We start from the raw sequence: 20274 nt of genomic DNA on the forward strand, positions 1-20274 counted from the left end.
CTATAGCGTCCCCTGTTCTAGTTTATTATACATGATGTTCAGCGGGGGGAAGAGTCCCGTACGCAATCCCCTCTTCCAAGCTTCTATATTTTCGCTCCGGGGAATTTCTTATCCTTTATGTTCTTATCTGTGCTCTGCACCGACAGCTTCAGAGATATGACGATAGCCGTCTTTGCGCAATAACTCACGCAATCCGGCATGGATACGCCGATTCACTTCAGGTCCTTCATAAATCAGAGCTGTGTATATTTCCACCAGACTTGCACCGGCTTTAATTTTTTCGTATGCATCTTCGCTTGTAAAAATACCTCCGGAACCGATAATCGGAAGCTTCCCTTCGGTTTGACGATAGATGCGCCGAATAACCTCCGTGGAACGATCCCGAAGCGGTTTACCGCTAAGTCCACCGGTTTCCTTGGCATGCTGATGGGACAGACCATCCCGATTAACCGTCGTGTTGGTGGCAATGATGCCGGCAACGCCGCTATCCGCAATCGTGCTGACCATATATTCAAGCTCCTGGTCGTTGACATCCGGTGCGATTTTGACCAGAACCGATTTGACCGATCCGCCTGCTTTTGTGCGTTGTGCTTCCATTTCACTCATCACTGCTGCAAGCAGTTCCTTCAATTCATTCCCATGTTGCAGGTTACGCAGATCCGGTGTATTTGGTGAACTGATATTCACGACGAACAAATCTGCATAATCGTACAGCGCCCGAATACATTTTTCATAATCCAGGTGTGCTTCTTCATTAGGTGTAGCCTTGTTTTTGCCGATGTTGACTGCAACGGGAATACGACGTTCCTTCAGACGTGCCAATTCACCTGCCATGGCTTCCGCTCCAAGGTTGTTGAACCCCATCCGGTTCACCAAAGCTTCATCTGGAGGCAGACGGAACAGACGCGGCTGATCATTGCCTGGCTGCGCCAGCGGTGTTACGGTGCCGACTTCCATGAACCCGAATCCAATGGATGAGAAACCCGTTACGGCCTGTCCGTTTTTGTCCAGGCCTGCTGCAAGGCCCACTGGGGTAGGGAAATGACAGCCGAACATGTCGACAGCCAGATCTTCCGTTTCACGCACGCCATACATCACCCGCAAGCCGGAAGGCACCGGACGAATACTGCCCATGCCGCTAAGGCCGCCAATAATTAGATGATGGGCCTGTTCAGGGTCCATTTTGAACAACAAGGGTTTAGCAAGACTTCTATATAACAAATCACTCACTCCGTTCTCGTCCGGTACGCCGTAAATATGCTTTCCCGTCTTTTTCATATGTAAAAAAACACTCTACACACAAGTCTATCCGTTTCTTCATCAAAAGGAAAGTAGTTTGCGCATAGACATCCTCATTTTAGCCAAGTCTGCAAGCCACTTTAAACCTTATGGAAGAAATAATCCCGCATACTGGAAATGACGAGGTGAATTCTTTACAATGGGAGCATGGCAACGATATACCAGTACCAATGAACGAAGGAGGGACAACCCATGGCTCCCAAACGTAAACCGCCTGCTTTGCAGCAAAAGAAAGAAGAAGTCAATCGGAAAGCCATTGCTTGGACAGCGGCCAGCGTCATCGGATTGATCATTATTATCGGCGCACTCATCATTATCGCCAATATGTAAACGGTCAAACCGACTGCCAGTCCAGTACATAATGTTTCAGCTGGGGTACACGCCATCGTAACAGATTGCAGGAATCGATTAGTTCAGCCAATGATATGTCTTGTTTGGATTGTTTTGTTTGGGAACAAGCGTATGCTGATAGCGATCCTTCGCTTCCGGTACAAGGATGGTCTCTGGCAGCAGATTCGTTCCAATGCGTACAGGGGTGCCCTGAGGTGCGAGTGCAAACAGTTCCTCCACATCCCCAGTACTCATTCTCACACATCCAAGGGACTCATCCAGCCCAATACTGTCAGGCTCGTTGGTCCCATGGATGGCATAATTCGTATCCGACAGCTGCATGCCTCTTGTCCCAAATTCTCCATCAGAGCGACCATTTGGATTCACGACTTTGTCCGTAATGACAAAACTGCCTTCTGGTGTTCGCCCTCCCCCTAACCCGACCTCATAATTGCGAATAATGGTATTACCGCTAATCAATGCAAGTCTGTGGTTGCTTTTATCGACTACGATCTCCAATGGATCCTGTAAAAAGAGTTCCCCTCCAAGCGTGTCTGCAAATGGACCACCCGCTTGCGGAGCAGGTGATTGCCCGGCTTGTTCCTGACCTGCTTGTTCCTGACCTGCCTCTTTCTTTCCTTGCTGCTGCATCGCAAGTATTGCCGGAAACATGTCTTTCATCCCCGGTGCCGTCTCACCCAATATATTGTTTGGAAAAGGCTGCGCAAGCTGACTTACGTTTTTGGGCCAGGTTTTGTTTTGCTTGTAGTATGTATGGATTGCACTGGACAACGATGCGGCTGCTTCTTGTTTGGCTGTCCACGCTTGTGCAAGCGGCTTGATGTCTTTTGAAACTTCCGGCGGTTCGCAGTTGCACTGGTCGGCATCATAACTTTGGGCTGTTAATCTGCCACTGCTATTGGTTTGCACAATATATTTTACCGGCATGTTCCGTTTCCATAACGCCCAATCGTCAGAAGTCTGCATGCCCAGAACAGCCGATGTTTCCACCTTGGATCCCGCACCAGACCATGCAGCAGCGAGCGCAGTTTCTCCCTGATGGTTCCCTCCGAATCTCGCAGCTGTAAAAACATTCGAATTGGTGGTAGGAGCTGAAACAGCTTCACGATCATCAGAGATTGGGCCATCCGCCCAGTCATCATCCCCGGTTTCCAAAGCCGAGGCCAACGCTTCAGCTGCATCACGATTGAATCCTGGAGCATCTGCAGGCGGTACCAGAGCTAACACAAGAAGCATCAACAGGGTCAGCCACATTTTGCGAATGCGCTGTTTCTTCTCCTTCTGTTCTCCCATCTCCACCAGCTTGTTTTGATAATCCACCCATATGTCTGCAGGAGCCTTACTCCGTTCAAATGCTTCGTAAACTTCGCCCGCTTGCTGAAAACAATAGTTGGCCTTGCCTTCCTGACCTTCACGTACATACTCCTTACCGAGCAAATACCAGGCCATTTTATTATCAGGATGTTTCTTAACATATGTTCTTAGGTGAGTATTCTGCATCCGATCCTCCGCTTGATTTCTCTTTTTCCATTACTATCTTTTATATCGGCAGAGGACGGAATGAAATCCATAGGACTTGAGTACCCGGATGAAACGCAAAGCATTCGACAAAATATCACAACCTGGTAAACTATAAAACCCTTGTCAACATGAATCTCTAGACACTAAAAAAAGCACGTCCCACTGCCTAAGACAGAGGAATGTGCTTCTTCCTGGTTATATGGTGTATAATTAGCCTTCTTTGTTAAAAGGTTCATCCGCTACTTTGATGGAATCTGTTGGGCAGCCATCACAAGCATCTTGCATATCATCGAACAGGTCGTCCGGGATAGCCTTGATTCCTTGGTTAGCGTCGCCATCAAAAATTACTTCTGCCAAACCTTCATCATCATAGTCATAGATGTCAGGCGCCGTTGCTCCGCAAGCACCACATGCAATACATGTGTCTTTTTCAACCCAAGTGTACTTACTCATTACAATCTCTCCTCCTAAAATTCGAAACGTACAGTGTTTTTATCTAAAAAACATATTAAACCAAAGTAAAAGTAATTTCAAATTATTTTGACAACATCAAGAGTATATTATGCCCTATTTAATCAAGACTTTGCAAGTTATCTTTTTGCAGAGACGTGCCCCTCACCTTGTGATTACGGAGCAAAACGGATGGATCATCCCCAAGCATGCCCGCTGTTACAACAGCATTCTCTCCAAATTTGTCACGCAGCTGGTCCATAATGCGAATCAGATTCTCCTTTTTCGGCTTCTGTTCGTATTCAAACAGATCCAGCTGTACAACTGATTCCTCACGTGGAATCAAATTCTGAAGGGTAACTCCCAGCATGCGTACAGGCTTCCCACCATTCCAGTGCTTGGCAAATAAAGCACAGGCTTCTCGGTAGATTATCGTTGCATCCTCCGTAGGAACTTCCATCATCCGTGAACGGGTGATCGTTTTCATATCTGGTGTTCGGATTGTAATCTGAATCCCCTGACTCAGCATCTCGTGCTTGCGCAAACGCCTGGCCACTTGATCACTAATGTTGAGCAGTACCCGGTGTACGTCGTCCATTTCGGTAATGTCCGCTGGTAATGTTGTTGTATGCCCAATGGATTTGTTCGCTTCCCGCTCTGGCTGAACAATCGAATGATTGATGCCATTGGCTGAATTCTTCAACCAGGTACCGTTAATTCCGAATACATCCGTCAGCATCCGTTCATCTGATTTTGCAAGCTGTCCTATGGTTTCGATGCCCAGCTTTTTCAGTTTTTCAGCCGTCTTTTTGCCAATACCGAACAACTCATTGCAGGGTCTATGCCAGAGAATCTGAGGTACATCCCTCATTCGCAAGATGGAAATACCGTTAGGTTTCTTCAGATCGGAAGCCATCTTTGCCAGCAGCTTGTTGGGTGCAATGCCGATGGAACATGGAAGCCCCAGCTCTTCCCGTATTCGTTGCTGGATGCTCTCCGCAATTTCCATGGGTGTGCCGAACTGTTTAGAGCCTGAGATATCCAGATAACATTCATCTATTGAGGTTGCCTCCAGCAGCGGTGTATAACTGTAGGCTATTTTCATAAATGCTCTTGAATATTGTCGATATAGGTGAAAATCAGGACGAATTACGATTAATTCCGGACATTTTTTCATCGCCTGATGTACGACCATGCCTGTTGAAATGCCTTTTCTTCGAGCCGTATATGAACACGTTACGATAACGCCTTTTCTCACTTCACTACTGCCTGCAACAGCTGTTGCTTTACCTCTGTATAGTTCCGGCTCTTCGGCTTCATGCACCGAGCAATAAAATGCGTTCATGTCGACATGCAAAATGACCCTTCCGGCGGCAGGGTAGTATCGATCCACATTCGTGTGACGGGTTCCATCCCCAGACATGTACCTCCGCCCTTTCGTACTCTAGTTAATGAAGCTTAAATATCTATTCACCCTATTATATCAAGTTCGTTATGTAAAATCAGTTACGTTTTATTTCCGAATGGATCGGATGATCGATCGAATAATTAGCCACCCTACACTTGCAAAAAGGACTAAAGCAATCAAGAAAATAATTGTATTTTCCCATACAAAATTCATTTATAACCCTCCTATTTTCCATAAATCCCATTTACCAGTCAAAATTCAATATAACATACCTTTCGATATCATTCACTTATGTGATCATGGAGAAACAAAAAATTTGTTACACGAAACTGCGATTTCTGTGTAGCATTTGGCCATAATGGTGCTATAATAATTAATTATACAAATTCGCGACTTTAGGACAAATCAACGCATCGAGTTTAACACAGTGTAGCGTTGAAGAACCGAAGGATTCACATCCTAAATTATTTGAATACTTTTCCAACACAACACTTAACTTTTTAAAAAGCGCTTTATCTCAAAGGAGGATCTTCATGTCAAAGGCCATTTCCATCTTCGATACGACTTTACGTGACGGCACACAAGGGGAGGGTGTCAGTTTATCGGCAGATGACAAGCTTAAAATTGCCAAGAAACTCGACGACCTAGGTGCTCATTATATTGAAGGCGGAATTCCCGGCAGCAACACCAAGGACATTGAGTTTTTCAAAAGAGTGAAAGAATTAAATCTCAATGCCAAGGTCGTTGCTTTTGGCAGTACACGTCGCAAAGGAAGCATCGCCAGTGAAGACGCCAATTTGAAACGGATGATCGAATCCGGTGCACAAGCAGCAACATTGGTCGGTAAATCTTGGGATTTCCACGTCCATACTGCCTTGCAAACCACTTTGGAAGAGAATCTATCCATGATCTATGACTCCATTGCTTATTTGAAGCAAAATGGAATGGAAGTTATTTTCGATGCCGAGCACTTCTTTGACGGATTCAAACATAACCCGGAGTACGCTCAAGCTGTGTTAACGAAAGCTCATGAAGCCGGTGCAGACTGGCTCGTGATGTGTGACACCAACGGCGGAACCATGCCGCATGAAGTATACGAGATCGTATCCAGACTTTCTGGAAGTCTCCCTCATGCTCATCTCGGAATTCATACACATAATGACTGTGAACTGGCTGTGGCCAATACGCTAAGTGCTGTACAAGCTGGTGCCAGACAGGTTCAAGGCACGATGAACGGTTATGGAGAACGTTGCGGCAATGCCAACCTGGCTTCCATTATTCCGAACCTACAGCTCAAGCTTGGATATCAATGCGTGTCCGAAGATTCGATGAAACAGCTTACTAACGTAGCCCGCTATGTTAGCGAAATTGCCAATGTGAACATGCCGATCAATCAGCCTTATGTCGGTAATGCAGCCTTCGCTCATAAGGGCGGTATTCACGTCTCTGCTATCCTGCGTGATTCCCGTACTTACGAACATATCGTACCCGAACTTGTCGGGAACAAACAGCGTGTACTCGTTTCAGAGTTGGCTGGACAGAGCAATATCGTCTCCAAGGCACAGGAACTCGGACTGGAGTTCGATCCAAGCAGCGCCAATTCACGTCAGATCATTGAAAAAATCAAAGATTTGGAGCATCAAGGTTATCAGTTTGAAGGTGCGGATGCTTCCCTTGAGCTGCTCATTCGCGAAGCAAACGGAGATATGAAGGAACTGTTCACATTTGAATCCTTCAAAATGCTCGTGGAAAAAGCAGCCGACAAATCCGTTGTTTCCGAAGCATTTGTTAAGCTCAATGTTGCTGGAACAAGCGTTTATACCGCTGCAGAGGGTAATGGTCCGGTGAATGCTCTCGATAACGCCCTTCGTAAAGCACTTGTCCAGTATTTCCCTTCACTTGCTAACATGCATCTCTCTGACTATAAAGTTCGTGTACTTGATGAGAAGGATGCCACGGCAGCCAAAGTACGGGTATTAATCGAATCCAAAAATACAGAGAATACATGGAATACGGTCGGCGTTTCCGAAAACGTCATTGAAGCCAGCTGGGAAGCCCTTGTTCATAGTTTCCGTTATGCCCTGCTTCAGGAAAAGTTACAGGACGAGCCGAATGTCGTCCACACAGCCATGCATGGATTAAGCAACCATTAACGCTTATTTCCCGGAAAATAAACGAAGCGCCTGTCTCCAAAATCAATGGGACAGGCGCTTTTTATTTGACTCACTAGTTGATGACTTTCTTGATTTTACGCTCCAATTCCTTCTCGGGCAAAATGCCAAGTATGACTTCCTGGATCACCCCATTCTTGTCAATCAGCACATTTGTAGGAAAAGCGACACCATTATACTTGGCATAGGCTTCCCCGTCCTCATCGAGCAAAATAGGGAACGTCAGTTTGTATTCCTCCACAAAAGCTTTAGCATCTTTCAGCTTATCGTAAGGGGTTACATTCACTCCATACATATCCATTTCATCTTTATATTTAGCAGCCAAGGTATTAAGCGCTGGCGCTTCCTCCTTGCAGGGTTCACACCAGGAAGCCCAGAAGCTGACAAATACAGCCTTTTCCTTCGCTCCACCTGCGGTATATGTTTTTCCATCCATGCCTTTAAGAGAGAACCCTGGGGCCAGTAATCCCGCTCTCGGTCCTGTTTCGGTTGGAAGCGGTTCTTCCTGCTTGAACACGGCAGCGATTCCGCTATCCGCATTTTGAGCCAGTGCAACCCCAATGAGCAATACAACACCAAGCAGTATGTATATGTTTCGTTTCATGGCCAGCCACCTTCTTGTAGAATCAGCATTTCGGTATGACTTTATTACTGTCACTCAACGCAAGTGGCCCTAACCACTTGATTCGTTTGCACATGGTGATGTCTTATTACATGTTGTAAAATACTCTCTTTAATATTGTACCCTTTTCCTTTAAAATTTTACAATCAGGGATCATACAAATTCAAACAAAAAAAGGACCCCTGCCTAAGCAGGAGCCAAAGAGAGAGGGGTGAATACAAAATGGCAGCACTTCACGGACAGCAAAACACGATCTTCATTCCTTCTTCCGTAGAGGAAGAAATGTCGAAACACATGTACAAATCGCTGCCACAGGAAGCCTGCGGGGTTGTGCTGGGTGAAGCTGCAGCGGGCGGCATACGAATCAGTCGGTTTCAGCCAATTCGCAACGTTGCGCCTAACCCGCTGCATCACTTCAGCCTGGATGAGGCGGAATGGATTCGTTGCTTATTCAACGAGCCAAAGCTCGTTGGTATCTTCCACTCACATCCGAAGACCAGTCCCATACCGTCCCATCAGGACCTCATGTCCCTTCCAGCTTACGCCGAATTGATCAAGGTGTATCTGATCGGCACACCCGCTCTGACAAGCAAGTCTGAACCTTGTATGCATCTGAATGGTTATGAGATCCTGTACAACGTGGAAGACCCAAATAAGTCAAATGGGCAAAAGTGCTATGAACTTCAGCCAGCACAACTACGCATGACTTAAATGGGTATACAAGTCACCCAGTGTTTCTACATTTTTATGAGTCATATCCTCCAAATAACAGGACCATAGCTGCGCAGTCATCTTGGCATCTTCCAATGCATGATGACGTCCGTATATCGGTATGCCCCTTGATTCCAGCAGTTCATCGAGACCATAGCCCGGTCTTCCCGGCTCCAGCCAGCGAGCCAGCATCATGGTGTCGATCAGCCGATGGCTCAGCCTCACTTTGGAGGTACGCCACAGAGCAGCATTCAGAAATGCCCGATCATGCGCACTTGCATGTGCAACCAGTACACTGCCTCCAACAAAAGACATAAAATCATGCAGGCCCTCCAGCAAAGTAGGTGCATCAACGCACATCTGCTGTGTGATGCCTGTTAGTTCGGTAATGTGTTCCGGTATTGCAGCTTTGGATTGAACGAGTGTATAAAACTGTTCTCCTTCCAGTACTACCCCACCACTGATGCGCACAGCGCCAAATGATAGAATCTCATCTCCATGCTGCGGAGAAAAGCCTGTCGTCTCCAGATCGAATACAACCGCATCCAATTCATTCAGTGGCGTATGCAGAACTTCCGGTCTGCGCTGCTCCCTCATCATTGAGCGAATGAACGCCATGTGTTGCGCCGTTGGGGCCCCCATTATGGAAGCGATGGCAGAAGGAACCCCTCCCTGACGCAGCGAATTCCAAAATCCAGTATTGCCCCTTGCCGGCTCTCTCATGGACGTCTCCTTTCTGCAAAACGAAGTTGTCTTTGCAGTGCGCGATGCACACGTCGCACCTGTCCTAATGTATCCCGCAATTCATAATGCATCTGTTTTTGTTTCATTTGTTTCTCATCCAGAAAACCACTGCTCTGCTGCAGCCCACCTCTAATGACGACTGGTGTACTGCGTCTAAACTTCAGCGCTATCATAAAAGCTCGCCCTGCCGCATCAAGCAGTGTAAGGGGAACTGCTTCAAGGGACACCAATCTCTGTATTCGCTTGAGCGTAGATGTTTCCTTAATTCCATGCTGGAGTGCAAGGAAACGCGCACTGTTTACCAGTGGAATATATAGTCCATACTTAACGTCAAATCCGCCAGCATGTTCTCCAAACCTTTCTGTGACCACCTGACCGAGAATATTCAGGGTTGCCTTGTGTTTAACGGTATTGCGCAGGACGGCATCAGATAGCTCGGGAACGGCTCTGAACCCATCATAGAAGGCAGCAATCCATTCATCCGCCAGACCTTTCTCCCCTGCCACAAAACGCATATCCGAAGCAATGATCAAATTGCGTACAGGTTCCCACGCCAGATCCGACCTCCACGCCCGAAGCTGTTCCTTCCAGGATTCCAGTGTTTTGCGCCATAACGGCTCTGAACACATCACTTTCCCTTCACATTTGGCATAGCCTAGCTCTTCAAGCATATCAGCCATTCGTCGCCCAAGTTCGGAAAAATACTCCTCTTTTCCCTCATGTGGGTTATCGCTGATGATCATGCCATTGTCCTGATCACTCCATAATGTAGCTTCTTCCCTGCCCGAACTGCCAAAAACGATAAAGGCATAGGGGACGGGAGGCCGGCCGAAGCCATCCTCTACCATCCCCTGGATGCATAACTCTACTGCTTTCCGGTATATTCGGTCATGCAGTTCATTTACCGTTTGGTACCACTCGATTGGCGACAAGGAAGCGGACAACAATTCCTGGAGCTCATTCTGCAATACTACACGTGCCTGGCGCAGCTCCTCGGTTGAAGCAGCACCATCGATCCCTTGATAGGACCAAGAATGGTTTATAAATGGGATAGGTTCCATCATGTCCTGCCTCCTTGAAGCGTGATTCAGTCATCATTCACCTTAGGAGCTGAACGTACCGCCACCACTTGTTTTACCTTCAATACTTTTCATTTGCTCAGGGTACCCATAAGTACCGTGCTCACTAAGATCCAGACCCATGGTTTCCTCTTCTTCAGTTACACGGATACCCATGATGGCTTTCATTCCGCCAAGGATAATGAAGGAAACAACCAGTACGAAGGCGAATGCGCCAACCAGACCCAAAAGTTGAACTCCCAGCTGGTGGAATCCACCACCGTAGAACAGACCCGCTTGACCTACACCCACACTTTCAGCGAGCTCCGGAGTTGCGAACAATCCTGTGGAAATCGCTCCCCACATACCAGCGATACCATGAACGGAGAACGCGTAGATTGGATCGTCAATTCCTTTGCGATCGAAGAATTGAGCCGTGAAGAATGTGATAATACCTGCCAAAGCACCGATAACCAGAGCTGCCCAAGGTTCTACAAAGGCACAAGCACCTGTAATCGCAACGAGTGCTGCAAGCACACCGTTCAGCATACTAGGGATATCGGATTTACCAAGAACTGCCCAAGAGATCAACAGTGCAGCAACACCACCCGCTGCAGCGGCAACGTTTGTAGTCAATGCAACATAACCGAAGAATCCATCGCCCATAGCAGACAATGTGCTACCTGGGTTGAATCCGAACCAACCGATCCAGAGAATGATAACACCGAGAACAGAGTAAACTTGGTTGTGACCCGGAATGATGTTAGGTTTTCCGTCTTTGTTGTATTTTCCGATACGCGGTTTCAACAGGATCGTAGCTACCAATGCAGCTGTTGCACCCGTCAAGTGAACTACAGTTGAACCTGCGAAGTCTTGCATACCCAGCTCTGCGAGCCAGCCGCCGCCCCATACCCAGTGAGCAACAACCGGATACATGATAATGGTATAAAGTGTTCCGAAAACAATATATACGCTCATTTTTGCACGTTCAGCCATACCACCGCAGGCAATGGCCAAAGATACTGCCGCAAAAGCGAGGTGGAATACAAATTTAATGGTAAGTGGAACATCGGAGAAGGCCAGTGATTCGAAGGATGCAGCCATTTGGTCACCACTCAGGAAAAATCCTGTTGTTCCAAAAAAGCTGTTTCCGTTACCGAAGCCAAGACCGAAGCCGAGAGCCCAGAAGGCAATAACCGAAATACCCAATGTCAGGATCGTTTTACCCGCAATATGTCCTGCATTCTTCATTCGTGTTGAACCTGCTTCCAATAAAGCAAATCCCCCTTGCATCAAGAAAACCAGCACAACAGCCAAAAACGTAAAGGCTGAGTTCAAACCCGTTTGAAGTTCAATGTTCGTCGGCCCCTCCGCAGAAGCGAATGCGCTGACTGGGAAAGCCAGTAACGTAAGCATTAATAACACCGCAACCAACCATTTCTTTCTCATGTACCCCACTCCCTCTTATGTTAAGTTTCTTCACATATCGTGAAACTCTTAATGTCATTATAAGCAGAAGACAGGAAAGTTGACAAGAGTATTTTAATCAAATCAGAAAAATATTTCTGGGAATAAAGTCATGCGTCTTTTTCTTGCACTTAAGTACATATTCATGTCCCATGAGCACATAGACATAGAAACATGCCTCATTCACAATAAAAGCATAACGTTTGACTGTATGGTTAAAGATCATGTATCATAACTATATAGTAAGAAAAGAATGGGGCGGAGTCTGTAAAGCCGCAAGTGGAATCTACAATTCCCTACATTAGAACTTGCAAGCGAGGTGAATACCATTGGGGATATGAAATTGTTTCGGATTGGCGAACTTGCCAAGACTGCTGGTGTGAGTGAACGGACGATTGATTACTACACGAAGCTTGGTTTGATCGCTCCTGAAGAGCGGACAGAAAAAAACTATCGTCTATATAGTAATGAAACTTTAACCAGACTCGAACGTATTGTACAGATGAAACAAGAGAAATATAGTCTCGACGAGATTAAGCAATCTCTTGAGAAGTGGAGTCTGGTTAGCACAGAAGAGCAGGTTGCCAGCAAACTGACAACGCTTGAACTCCATGTTCAACAACTTGAGCGAGAGGTCAATGAACTCAAACCGCTGCTTGGCGAGATGAAACCTGTACAAGCACGTAAAATGATGGCAGGCCTACTCACGAAAAGTGCCGGTACGATGGAAGCCTTGAAAATCTTGCTTGAGAACACCATGATGTAGCTTATTATTAGAAAGCGGAGGAATGAATATGAGTTTTAATAACGGTATGTTCGTTTTGATTATTATCGCCTTCTTGCTCTCCTTGTGGGCGCAATTTCGCGTTAAGAGTACATTCAACCGTTGGTCGGGAGTCCAAAACCTGAATGGCATGACGGGGTATGATGCAGCTCGTCATATGCTGGATGCTAACGGTCTGCACGATGTTCCAATTGAACCCGTGCGCGGGGCCCTCTCCGATCACTACGATCCGATAAACCGGGTTGTACGATTGTCCGAACCTGTATATTATGAAAATTCAATATCAGCTGTTTCCGTTGCCTGTCACGAGGTCGGCCATGCCATCCAGCACAAGGAAAGCTATCCGATGCTCGTACTTCGTCACCGGATCTTCCCGATTGTGAACTTTGCATCCGGAATTGCACCTTTTCTACTCATTGCAGGATTCATCTTCAGCGCAATGAACCTTGTTGGTCTCGGTATCATCTTCTTCTCCGTTACCGTTGCGTTCCAGCTCATCACGTTGCCAGTAGAGTTCAATGCCAGCAATCGGGCTCGTGAAATCATGGTTTCTGAAGGTTACATTCGAAATGAAGAAGAAAAAGGCGTGGCCAAGGTTTTGAACGCTGCAGCGTTAACATATGTGGCAGCTGCACTGATCTCCCTGCTTGAATTGATCCGTTACATCGGAATTTTCAACAGCCGCGACTAATCAAACCTAATAGAAACAAAAAAAACAATACCCCACCGTTTACTCGGATGGGGTATTGTTTTGCTGTAAACCGAAATAGTTAAGTAAAAACGAACGAAATGACTGTGCTACAAGGGGCAATTTGTCATCCGCCCGATGGATTAAACCAATGGTCCGTGTTACTTTGGGATGTGAAATGGCCACATGTGCCGGTTGTAGTGGATTGGTCTGGAAAAGTGCCATTTCTGGCAGCAGACTCACTCCCATGCCCGCTGCTACCAACCCGCGGATGGTATCCGTCTCTTCACCTTCAAAAGCAATCTTCGGCGTAAACCCTGCTTCCAGGCAAGCATGCCAGACGATTGGACGCAATGAGTACCCTTTGCTGAACAGAACAAATTTATCATCTTTGAGCTGTTCAAGTGCAATTTCCTCTTCTCCTGCAAGCGGGTGATTCGGAGGAAGAATGGCATGTAATTCTTCGGTTAGCACGATATCACCTGCAACCTGATCATGCTTTTCCGGAAAAGGTGATATGAAAGCCAGATCCACCTCAGCAGACAGCACGTCACGAATGAGTGTCGGGAACATGCCCTGCTTAAATCTGAATTTGACATTGGGATAACGCTGACGAAATGCGGCTACGACCGAAGGAATCAGATGAATACCCAGACTATGAGGAAAACCAATACGAATTTCACCATGTTCCGGATCCAAAAACTCATGAACTTCCCCGACTGCTTTGTCCAGATCCTTTAAAATCCCTTCAACACGCTTGCAGAAGAGCTGACCTACTGCCGTCAACTGCAGATTCCTCCCCTTTTGCATGAAGAGGTCAACACCCAGCTCTTCTTCCAGCTGATGAATCTGACGACTCACTGCTGACTGTGCGACATGCAGCTCTTCGGCTGCTTGGGTCACATGCTCCTTCTGTGCCACTTTCAAAAAGTAATGCAACTGTCTTAATTCCACTCGCCTGACATCTCCATTCTGCTATACCCTTCTTAGACCTGCCTTCATTCCGTCCTCAGATCATTACACCCATACGTGTTTATTGCTTTCTGAATTTCCTCGGCCGCCACAATCGGATAAGAAGTCCGTAAATAAAGAATCCACCCAACAATCCACCCAAATGAGCCATCCAGTTGATGCCCGACATGGCAAATGAGAAAATAATACCGAATGCAAGCAGTGTATACAACGTTTTGCGTGATGCTTCATCCATCATCATCCGCTGGAACAGAGCAACATACAGAAACGCACCATAAATCCCGTAAATAGCTCCTGATGCACCTACAGAGATGGTTGTTTCTCCTGCAGAGTTATACCAGGCAAGCGCCAAAACGTTACCCAAAACCCCGCTGCCCAGATATAATAAGCCATATCTTACCGATCCGAGCAAGCGCTCCATCGGAGGTGCGAATACAACCAGCGCAAAGCTGTTAAAAAGCAAATGACTGAAACCCGCATGAAGAAAAATGGACGAAAAATATCTCCACCATTCTCCCGAGAAAAGCTCATGGTTCGTCAAAGCACCAAATCTTAGCAATGTCATTGTATTCGTCGATCCACCATTGGCAGCAAGTATTATAAACATCACGACATTGGCAACCAACAAAATTGACGTCAGCGGGAAAAATTTCAAATAACTTCTCCAATTTTCATACCGAATAAATATCATACGTTATCCCTTTCACTCCACCCTATTCAGATCTTCCTTCACTTCGTATCCATTATCATAATTGCACGCCCGAATTGGACAATGCCTTTCATAAAAGATTATAATGGATTTTGGCACGGATCACCAATTTAAGGAGGAACATTATTATGGCACAAGAACGCACAGGCGCAGCCACATTCAAAGGCAACCCTATTACATTGATCGGACCCGAATTGAAAGTGGGCGATCAAGCTCCCGATTTTACATTGAGCAAAAATCTGCTTGAAGATGCATCCCTGAAAGACTTCGCAGGCAAAATCAAACTAATCAGCGTCGTTCCTTCACTGGATACTGGAGTATGCGATGCCCAAACTCGCCGCTTCAACGTTGAAGCCGGAGACCTTGGCGACAATGTTGTCGTTTTGACGGTAAGCGTCGACCTTCCATTCGCACAGGAACGCTGGTGCGGAGCTGCCGGTGTAGACCGCGTTGTAACATTGTCCGATTACAAAACACGCTCTTTCGGCGAAAACTACGGTGTTCTGATCAAGGAATTCCAATTGGACATGCGTTCCATCTTCGTAGTGGATACCGAAGACCGGATTACATATGTGGAATATCTGCCTGAGATGACAGAATCCCCTAACTTCGAGCAAGCCATCGCCGCAGTAAAAGCTTTGCTGTAAAAGGACTCCACGTTCAGAACAAAAGCGAGGAAGGTTCACCTTCTCTCGCTTTTTGTTTTACCATCCATCTATTTCAATCGTTTGCCTTATATTTGGCGAGCTTCTTATCGAGCACAGAAAACAGATTCATGATCGTTCGATAATTGGAACCCATATCTCCAAGCGAACCACGTGAAGCTGAATACATATCTACTGCACTTCGAACCGGACTTACCGAAATAACTGAAACCGTAATATCCATGGTCCGCCCAAACGTCGTGCGTTTCTCCAGAATAATCTCTCCGACCGAAGGAACCTCGTGAAGCACCTTATAACCCGGAATCTTTTTCAATGTTGAAGAAACCTCTTCCCAGGCTCTTTCTTTGGATAAATTATAATACCGTGTTTTTAATTTGGGATCCTTGGCTCGATCGCTGGTCCCCTCCATACTGCGGATGATACCGACGAGCGTTCTCTTTAAGGTCAAGACCCTTCCTCCTTTGAATGTAACCGTTCCATTTATGTATTCTAGTGTAACATTGTTCAGGTAGTAACAAAAGGGCGTACCGCGCTTTTAACGCAAATACACTGGTCAAAATATAAAAGTTCAAATAAAAAACACCCTGAGCTTCCTGGATTAGAGGAAAGAGTCAGGGTGCTGTACTTGTAAAATGGAACCCGCCATGCCGTCCGGCTACATTGTCTTATGAACCTGCTTAGCAGGTGGGTGACCGCAATAATGTATTATTTGAAGTCCCCATGTCGTATAGACAGGGCGTTTCAGCAACATTCTGTGTAGATCTCCCGAAGACATCATCATTGGTTCAAAACAACGAATAACCGAAACGTACATCGCAGGATGTACAGTTATTATATCCCTAACCGCGTAAAAAGTAAATGGTGACGCCTCATGTTTTATTTTTGCAGATTTTCGTTTTTCACGTCAGAGGCTTCAAGATCACCGATTTTATCTACTCCATCATCATTTTGCGCCGCTTCTTCCTCTTCCTTCTTCTGCTGCATTTTCTCCATCTGCTCCTGCATTTTCATGAAGGTTGCGTAGAAGTTAAAGAATGCAAACCAGGCAATGATACTGATAATAAAGAAGACAAACAATACCGGATACCGGAATCCAATGTAAAACAATAGTCCGCTTCCGAGCAATGTGGAGAACACACGAAACGGTCTGATCAGAGTCAAAAGTACTGCATTCTTAATAATGAGTCCGATTGACATATGATAGTGTACAACCATCGAAAAAAAGTTAAACAAGGATACAAACAAAAGCAACAGCAGCACAAGCATGATAATTCCCACTAGCTGCATATTGCGGAACTGTGTCATGTATACCGTGTAATCTAGATACATGATGGCAAACAGCACCGTATAAAATATACCTCCGATTAAGCTTTGTTTGTAGTTCTCTTTGTAGCCTACAAAGAATGTACGGAAGATCGGCACATCCGTGTCACCCATATTCCATTTACGAACGACCGTAAACAGGGCCGATGTTGCCGGAAATAGTGTAAGCGGTGCCACAATAGCTATAGCCCAGTTCATTTGCAATGATTCATTTGCGAGGTTCTGCTGCATAACGAGCAGTTTCATAATCAAGAAAAACAAGAACGGAGACGAACAAATAGCCCACAACAGATTGGTTGCGGCCAGTCTCGTAATCCACTCTGTAAGCCGATAGATCCCACCCATAGCTCCTTTAAATTCCAAACATTTCTCCTCCTCCGCAGCCTTGCGTATAACCTGAAGTCTAATATTAATATACCTTATTATTGATAGGAAAAGCCAGTACTTCCCGAAAACAGATCAGCAACCCTGCTTGTTAAGGGTTCTAAAGCTAAAAGGGTTCATACAAATTGAGACATAAAAAAAATGGAGCAGTTGCCTGCCCCATTTCTTAAATCAGTCTTGCATATTATTCAAAAGAAGAATCTTTCGCAGGACGACGTCCTTCGTTGTTGCTTGGACGTGGTTTGCGGTCACGGTTGTAACCACCTTCTCTGCTTCCACCGCCACTGCTGTTGCGATCGCGGTTATATCCGCCGCGTCCGCCACCACTGCTGTTACGATCACGGTTGTAGCCGCCACCGCTGCGGTTGCCGCTGTAGCCGGATGGCTTACGTCCGCCAGAGCGAACATCCGGTTTACGACGTTTTGCACGGATCGGATCTTCTGGAGTCAGATCAACTTGAGCGTCTTTTTTGTCGCCTGTCAGGAGCTTCAGGGAAGCTGACAACAGTTGAACAGAATCATACTGCTCAAGCAATTGGATAGCGATACCTTTGTATTCATTCAGTTCGCCACTTTGTACGATTTCGAGCAAACGCTCAGCTGTCAAACGTTGTTTTCCTTCTACTGCTTCAGCCAGGGTTGGCAGAGGCTTACGAGGGATACGGTGACGTGTTACACGCTCTATAAAGTGCAGGTGGTCGATCTCACGCGGTGTAACGAAAGACCATGCAGCACCCTCTTTACCAGCACGACCTGTACGGCCGATACGGTGAACGTAGCTTTCCGGATCTTGCGGAAGGTCAAAGTTCACAACGTGTGTTACGCCGGATACGTCGAGACCACGTGCAGCCACGTCTGTTGCTACGAGTACATCAATGCTTCCATCACGGAATTTACGCATTACCGTATCACGTTGGTTCTGGGACAGGTCACCATGGAGACCGTCAGCAGAATATCCACGTTTTTGCAGAGCTTCAGCCAATTCGTCAACACGACGTTTTGTACGACCGAATACGATTGCCAGTTCTGGAGATTCCATATCAAGCAAACGGCTAAGCGCTTCGAATTTTTGACGCTCTGGCACTTCAATGTACGCTTGGTCAATCAAAGGTGCGCTAACTTGTTTAGGGATAACGGACACGTGCTCAGGATTAGTCAGGAATTGCTGAGCCAATTTTTGAATGTTAGGAGGCATTGTTGCTGAGAAGAGCATCGTTTGACGATCAGCTGGGACTTGTTTCAGGATGGATTGGATATCCTCCATGAAGCCCATGTCGAGCATTTCATCTGCTTCATCCAATACAACAGTTTGTACATCTTCAAGTTTAATCGTTTTGCGGTTGATGTGATCCAGGAGACGTCCAGGTGTACCGATGATAATCTGTGGTTTTCTTTTCAGTGCACGGATTTGACGAACGATATCTTGTCCTCCGTAAATTGGCAGGGAGCGCAAACCTTTGAAGCGGGTAAGTTTTTCGATCTCTTCGGCAACTTGGATCGCAAGTTCACGTGTAGGTGCCATGATGAGGGCGCGGATTTTTTCGTCACTTTTGGAGATTTTGCTGATCAGCGGGATACCGAATGCAGCTGTTTTACCAGTACCTGTTTGAGCTTGGCCGATCAAATCCTTGCCTTCAAGCGCAATAGGGATCGATTTGGATTGAATTGGCGTCGCCTCTTCAAACCCGAGTTCGGTGATGGCTTGCAGCACCAATGGTTCTAAATTGAAATCTGAGAAATTTGTCAAAATTATTCATACTCCTTCTATAGGGTGGACATGGTGGACAATCCACTTTGTTGTCTGTATTCTTAAGTAGCGTTAATATTTATAGGGTATCCCATCTGCACGAATTATTTTCACCAATGACCATAATTCATGAATGGGTCCCCAACATAAGACTAAAACTACATACATGTGTTTGAAACATTTCAAATTTTATCGTTCCAATTGGAAAAAGTTCCCTACTCAAGAATATCCACAAATCATTATATCACAAAACAATTCAAGATTACCAGCAATCTGGTTTTAAATATAAATGAGGTGATTAAATTGCCCAAAATAATATGGCACTCTTTGGTGATCATATTGGGTGCTGCAGCAATTGCCTGTGGCTTCAACTGGTTTTTGGTTCCCCATCAGCTGTTAAGCGGCGGGGTATCCGGTATTTCCATGCTTCTTGGTTATTTTACAAGCCTGAATCTTAGTATAATGTACTTTGTTCTCAACATTCCTCTGCTAGTCGCAGGTTGGTTTATTCTTGGACGACGATTTATTATATTAAGCATCGTGTCGGTAGCTGCCACATCCTGGTTTATCGGGTTGCTGCCTGTTTTTGTCGTGGCAACAGACCCTCTGCTCAGCTGTGTGTTTGGCGGCGTGCTCGTAGGTCTTGGTACAGGCATCTCCTTCCGTGTTGGCGGTTCTACAGGAGGACTCGACATTGTGGGTTCCATTTTCACGCGTTACCGGGATTTCCCCATCGGTACCGTTATGGCGGGCATGAATGGGGCTATTATTATGCTCGCTGGTTATTTGAACAATGACTGGAATATTGCTCTCGCCTCCATGGTTTCGATCTATATTACCGGTAAGGTGCTTGATCTGATCCATATCAGCCATGTTAAGGTGACATTGTACATTATCACCAACGAGACGGAAGCGATGTTGAAGAAATTGCTGGTTCGTCCCCGTGGTGTCACCAAGATCAAAACTCAGGGAGCATACACCGACATTGAAAAGGACATGTTAATGACAGTGACTACTCGTTATGAGCTGGTTGAGATTAAACGCATCATCAAGGAAACCGATCCAAATGCGTTCGTTAATATCGTTGAGACAGTCGGTGTCATGGGTTCTTTCCGCCGAAGTTGAGACACATGTACGGTTAACAATTTATATAATTGTGGTATAATAATTGTGCACGGCTCCTAAATATGATGTATAGCA

20 protein-coding genes and 1 other RNA gene are annotated in these 20274 nt (G+C 46.0%); 7 read left to right on the forward strand and 14 right to left on the reverse strand.

Annotated elements, in window-relative coordinates:
• Nucleotides 1-123: 123 nt before the first annotated feature.
• Nucleotides 124-1221 (reverse strand): quinone-dependent dihydroorotate dehydrogenase, encoded by a 1098-nt coding sequence (locus tag GUA98_RS03075; RefSeq protein ID WP_153980640.1) that lies wholly within the window; start codon nt 1219-1221, stop codon nt 124-126.
• Nucleotides 1222-1491: 270 nt separating this feature from the next.
• Between GUA98_RS03075 and GUA98_RS03080 the strand changes: the two genes are divergently transcribed.
• The gene (locus GUA98_RS03080; protein WP_164764163.1) at nt 1492-1629 is read left to right on the forward strand and encodes a hypothetical protein; all 138 of its coding nucleotides are present in this window, start codon (nt 1492-1494) and stop codon (nt 1627-1629) included.
• Between the two features lie 78 nt (nt 1630-1707).
• Here GUA98_RS03080 and GUA98_RS03085 read toward each other — a convergent pair whose 3' ends face one another.
• The 3 genes from GUA98_RS03085 to GUA98_RS03095 all read right to left on the reverse strand — a co-directional run bounded on the left by GUA98_RS03085 (nt 1708) and on the right by GUA98_RS03095 (nt 5044).
• On the reverse strand, nt 1708-3150 hold the full coding sequence (locus GUA98_RS03085) for a L,D-transpeptidase family protein (RefSeq protein ID WP_153977861.1): 1443 nt from the start codon (nt 3148-3150) through the stop codon (nt 1708-1710).
• 231 nt (nt 3151-3381) lie between these two features.
• A complete protein-coding gene (locus GUA98_RS03090; RefSeq protein ID WP_062322102.1) occupies nt 3382-3624 on the reverse strand; it encodes a ferredoxin in 243 nt (80 codons plus the stop codon).
• Nucleotides 3625-3742: 118 nt separating this feature from the next.
• Nucleotides 3743-5044 carry a DNA polymerase IV gene (locus GUA98_RS03095; protein WP_193722032.1) on the reverse strand — a complete coding sequence of 434 codons (1302 nt, stop codon included), beginning with the start codon at nt 5042-5044 and terminating at the stop codon, nt 3743-3745.
• 518 nt (nt 5045-5562) lie between these two features.
• Here GUA98_RS03095 and cimA point away from each other — a divergent pair.
• Nucleotides 5563-7182 carry a citramalate synthase gene (cimA, locus tag GUA98_RS03100; RefSeq protein ID WP_193722033.1) on the forward strand — a complete coding sequence of 540 codons (1620 nt, stop codon included), beginning with the start codon at nt 5563-5565 and terminating at the stop codon, nt 7180-7182.
• Between the two features lie 73 nt (nt 7183-7255).
• Here the strand turns inward: cimA and GUA98_RS03105 are convergent, their stop codons facing one another.
• A complete protein-coding gene (locus GUA98_RS03105) occupies nt 7256-7804 on the reverse strand; it encodes a TlpA family protein disulfide reductase (protein WP_193722034.1) in 549 nt (182 codons plus the stop codon).
• 240 nt (nt 7805-8044) lie between these two features.
• On the opposite strand from GUA98_RS03105, the gene GUA98_RS03110 reads away from it, so the two are divergent.
• Nucleotides 8045-8533 carry a Mov34/MPN/PAD-1 family protein gene (locus GUA98_RS03110; RefSeq protein ID WP_193722035.1) on the forward strand — a complete coding sequence of 163 codons (489 nt, stop codon included), beginning with the start codon at nt 8045-8047 and terminating at the stop codon, nt 8531-8533.
• On the opposite strand, the gene GUA98_RS03115 is transcribed toward GUA98_RS03110, so the two are convergent.
• The 3 genes from GUA98_RS03115 to GUA98_RS03125 are packed head-to-tail and all read right to left on the reverse strand — an operon-like array spanning nt 8519 to nt 11784.
• A complete protein-coding gene (locus tag GUA98_RS03115) occupies nt 8519-9256 on the reverse strand; it encodes an exonuclease domain-containing protein (RefSeq protein ID WP_153977856.1) in 738 nt (245 codons plus the stop codon). The two genes, GUA98_RS03110 and GUA98_RS03115, sit on opposite strands and share 15 nt — an antisense overlap.
• Nucleotides 9253-10338 carry a DUF294 nucleotidyltransferase-like domain-containing protein gene (locus GUA98_RS03120; protein WP_415752993.1) on the reverse strand — a complete coding sequence of 362 codons (1086 nt, stop codon included), beginning with the start codon at nt 10336-10338 and terminating at the stop codon, nt 9253-9255. The genes GUA98_RS03115 and GUA98_RS03120 overlap by 4 nt, the downstream gene beginning before the upstream one ends.
• Before the next feature lie 42 nt (nt 10339-10380).
• Complete coding sequence (locus GUA98_RS03125; RefSeq protein WP_095288008.1) at nt 10381-11784, reverse strand: ammonium transporter; 1404 nt, start codon at nt 11782-11784, stop codon at nt 10381-10383.
• Nucleotides 11785-12139: 355 nt separating this feature from the next.
• Between GUA98_RS03125 and GUA98_RS03130 the strand changes: the two genes are divergently transcribed.
• Both GUA98_RS03130 and GUA98_RS03135 read left to right on the forward strand, forming a co-directional pair.
• Nucleotides 12140-12568 (forward strand): MerR family transcriptional regulator, encoded by a 429-nt coding sequence (locus GUA98_RS03130; protein ID WP_095288009.1) that lies wholly within the window; start codon nt 12140-12142, stop codon nt 12566-12568.
• Between the two features lie 28 nt (nt 12569-12596).
• Nucleotides 12597-13277, forward strand: a complete 681-nt coding sequence (locus GUA98_RS03135; RefSeq protein ID WP_095358851.1) for a zinc metallopeptidase — start codon at nt 12597-12599, stop codon at nt 13275-13277.
• A 39-nt stretch (nt 13278-13316) separates the two neighbouring features.
• Here GUA98_RS03135 and GUA98_RS03140 read toward each other — a convergent pair whose 3' ends face one another.
• Together GUA98_RS03140 and GUA98_RS03145 are read right to left on the reverse strand one after the other, a co-directional pair.
• On the reverse strand, nt 13317-14228 hold the full coding sequence (locus GUA98_RS03140; RefSeq protein ID WP_095288011.1) for a LysR family transcriptional regulator: 912 nt from the start codon (nt 14226-14228) through the stop codon (nt 13317-13319).
• Nucleotides 14229-14307: 79 nt separating this feature from the next.
• Nucleotides 14308-14937: a rhomboid family intramembrane serine protease gene (locus GUA98_RS03145; protein ID WP_193722037.1), complete on the reverse strand. Its 630-nt coding sequence runs from the start codon at nt 14935-14937 to the stop codon at nt 14308-14310.
• Nucleotides 14938-15083: 146 nt separating this feature from the next.
• Between GUA98_RS03145 and tpx the strand changes: the two genes are divergently transcribed.
• On the forward strand, nt 15084-15602 hold the full coding sequence (gene tpx, locus GUA98_RS03150; RefSeq protein WP_095288013.1) for a thiol peroxidase: 519 nt from the start codon (nt 15084-15086) through the stop codon (nt 15600-15602).
• Between the two features lie 73 nt (nt 15603-15675).
• On the opposite strand, the gene GUA98_RS03155 is transcribed toward tpx, so the two are convergent.
• The 4 genes from GUA98_RS03155 to GUA98_RS03170 all read right to left on the reverse strand — a co-directional run bounded on the left by GUA98_RS03155 (nt 15676) and on the right by GUA98_RS03170 (nt 19074).
• Nucleotides 15676-16068: a DUF1499 domain-containing protein gene (locus tag GUA98_RS03155; protein ID WP_193722038.1), complete on the reverse strand. Its 393-nt coding sequence runs from the start codon at nt 16066-16068 to the stop codon at nt 15676-15678.
• Between the two features lie 184 nt (nt 16069-16252).
• Nucleotides 16253-16445, reverse strand: a non-coding RNA gene (gene ssrS, locus GUA98_RS03160) — 6S RNA.
• A 51-nt stretch (nt 16446-16496) separates the two neighbouring features.
• Complete coding sequence (locus GUA98_RS03165) at nt 16497-17306, reverse strand: YesL family protein (RefSeq protein WP_095288015.1); 810 nt, start codon at nt 17304-17306, stop codon at nt 16497-16499.
• Between the two features lie 205 nt (nt 17307-17511).
• On the reverse strand, nt 17512-19074 hold the full coding sequence (locus GUA98_RS03170) for a DEAD/DEAH box helicase (RefSeq protein WP_193722039.1): 1563 nt from the start codon (nt 19072-19074) through the stop codon (nt 17512-17514).
• Nucleotides 19075-19377: 303 nt separating this feature from the next.
• On the opposite strand from GUA98_RS03170, the gene GUA98_RS03175 reads away from it, so the two are divergent.
• Entirely contained in the window at nt 19378-20199 is an 822-nt protein-coding gene (locus GUA98_RS03175) for a YitT family protein (RefSeq protein ID WP_095288017.1), read from the forward strand.
• Nucleotides 20200-20274 lie beyond the last annotated feature (75 nt).

Source organism: Paenibacillus sp. P13VS (assembly GCF_015143645.1).
GTDB lineage: Bacteria > Bacillota > Bacilli > Paenibacillales > Paenibacillaceae > Paenibacillus > Paenibacillus xylanilyticus_A.

Excerpts from the sequence above, each read along its gene's own strand:
- GUA98_RS03080 (WP_164764163.1), top strand. The coding sequence starts at position 1,492 with ATGGCTCCCAAACGTAAACCGCCTGCTTTGCAGCAAAAGAAAGAAGAA.
- GUA98_RS03085 (WP_153977861.1), bottom strand. The coding sequence starts at position 3,150 with ATGCAGAATACTCACCTAAGAACATATGTTAAGAAACATCCTGATAAT.
- GUA98_RS03090 (WP_062322102.1), bottom strand. The coding sequence starts at position 3,624 with ATGAGTAAGTACACTTGGGTTGAAAAAGACACATGTATTGCATGTGGT.
- GUA98_RS03095 (WP_193722032.1), bottom strand. The coding sequence starts at position 5,044 with ATGTCTGGGGATGGAACCCGTCACACGAATGTGGATCGATACTACCCT.
- cimA (WP_193722033.1), top strand. The coding sequence starts at position 5,563 with ATGTCAAAGGCCATTTCCATCTTCGATACGACTTTACGTGACGGCACA.
- GUA98_RS03105 (WP_193722034.1), bottom strand. The coding sequence starts at position 7,804 with ATGAAACGAAACATATACATACTGCTTGGTGTTGTATTGCTCATTGGG.
- GUA98_RS03110 (WP_193722035.1), top strand. The coding sequence starts at position 8,045 with ATGGCAGCACTTCACGGACAGCAAAACACGATCTTCATTCCTTCTTCC.
- GUA98_RS03115 (WP_153977856.1), bottom strand. The coding sequence starts at position 9,256 with ATGAGAGAGCCGGCAAGGGGCAATACTGGATTTTGGAATTCGCTGCGT.
- GUA98_RS03120 (WP_415752993.1), bottom strand. The coding sequence starts at position 10,338 with ATGGAACCTATCCCATTTATAAACCATTCTTGGTCCTATCAAGGGATC.
- GUA98_RS03125 (WP_095288008.1), bottom strand. The coding sequence starts at position 11,784 with ATGAGAAAGAAATGGTTGGTTGCGGTGTTATTAATGCTTACGTTACTG.
- GUA98_RS03130 (WP_095288009.1), top strand. The coding sequence starts at position 12,140 with ATGAAATTGTTTCGGATTGGCGAACTTGCCAAGACTGCTGGTGTGAGT.
- GUA98_RS03135 (WP_095358851.1), top strand. The coding sequence starts at position 12,597 with ATGAGTTTTAATAACGGTATGTTCGTTTTGATTATTATCGCCTTCTTG.
- GUA98_RS03145 (WP_193722037.1), bottom strand. The coding sequence starts at position 14,937 with ATGATATTTATTCGGTATGAAAATTGGAGAAGTTATTTGAAATTTTTC.
- tpx (WP_095288013.1), top strand. The coding sequence starts at position 15,084 with ATGGCACAAGAACGCACAGGCGCAGCCACATTCAAAGGCAACCCTATT.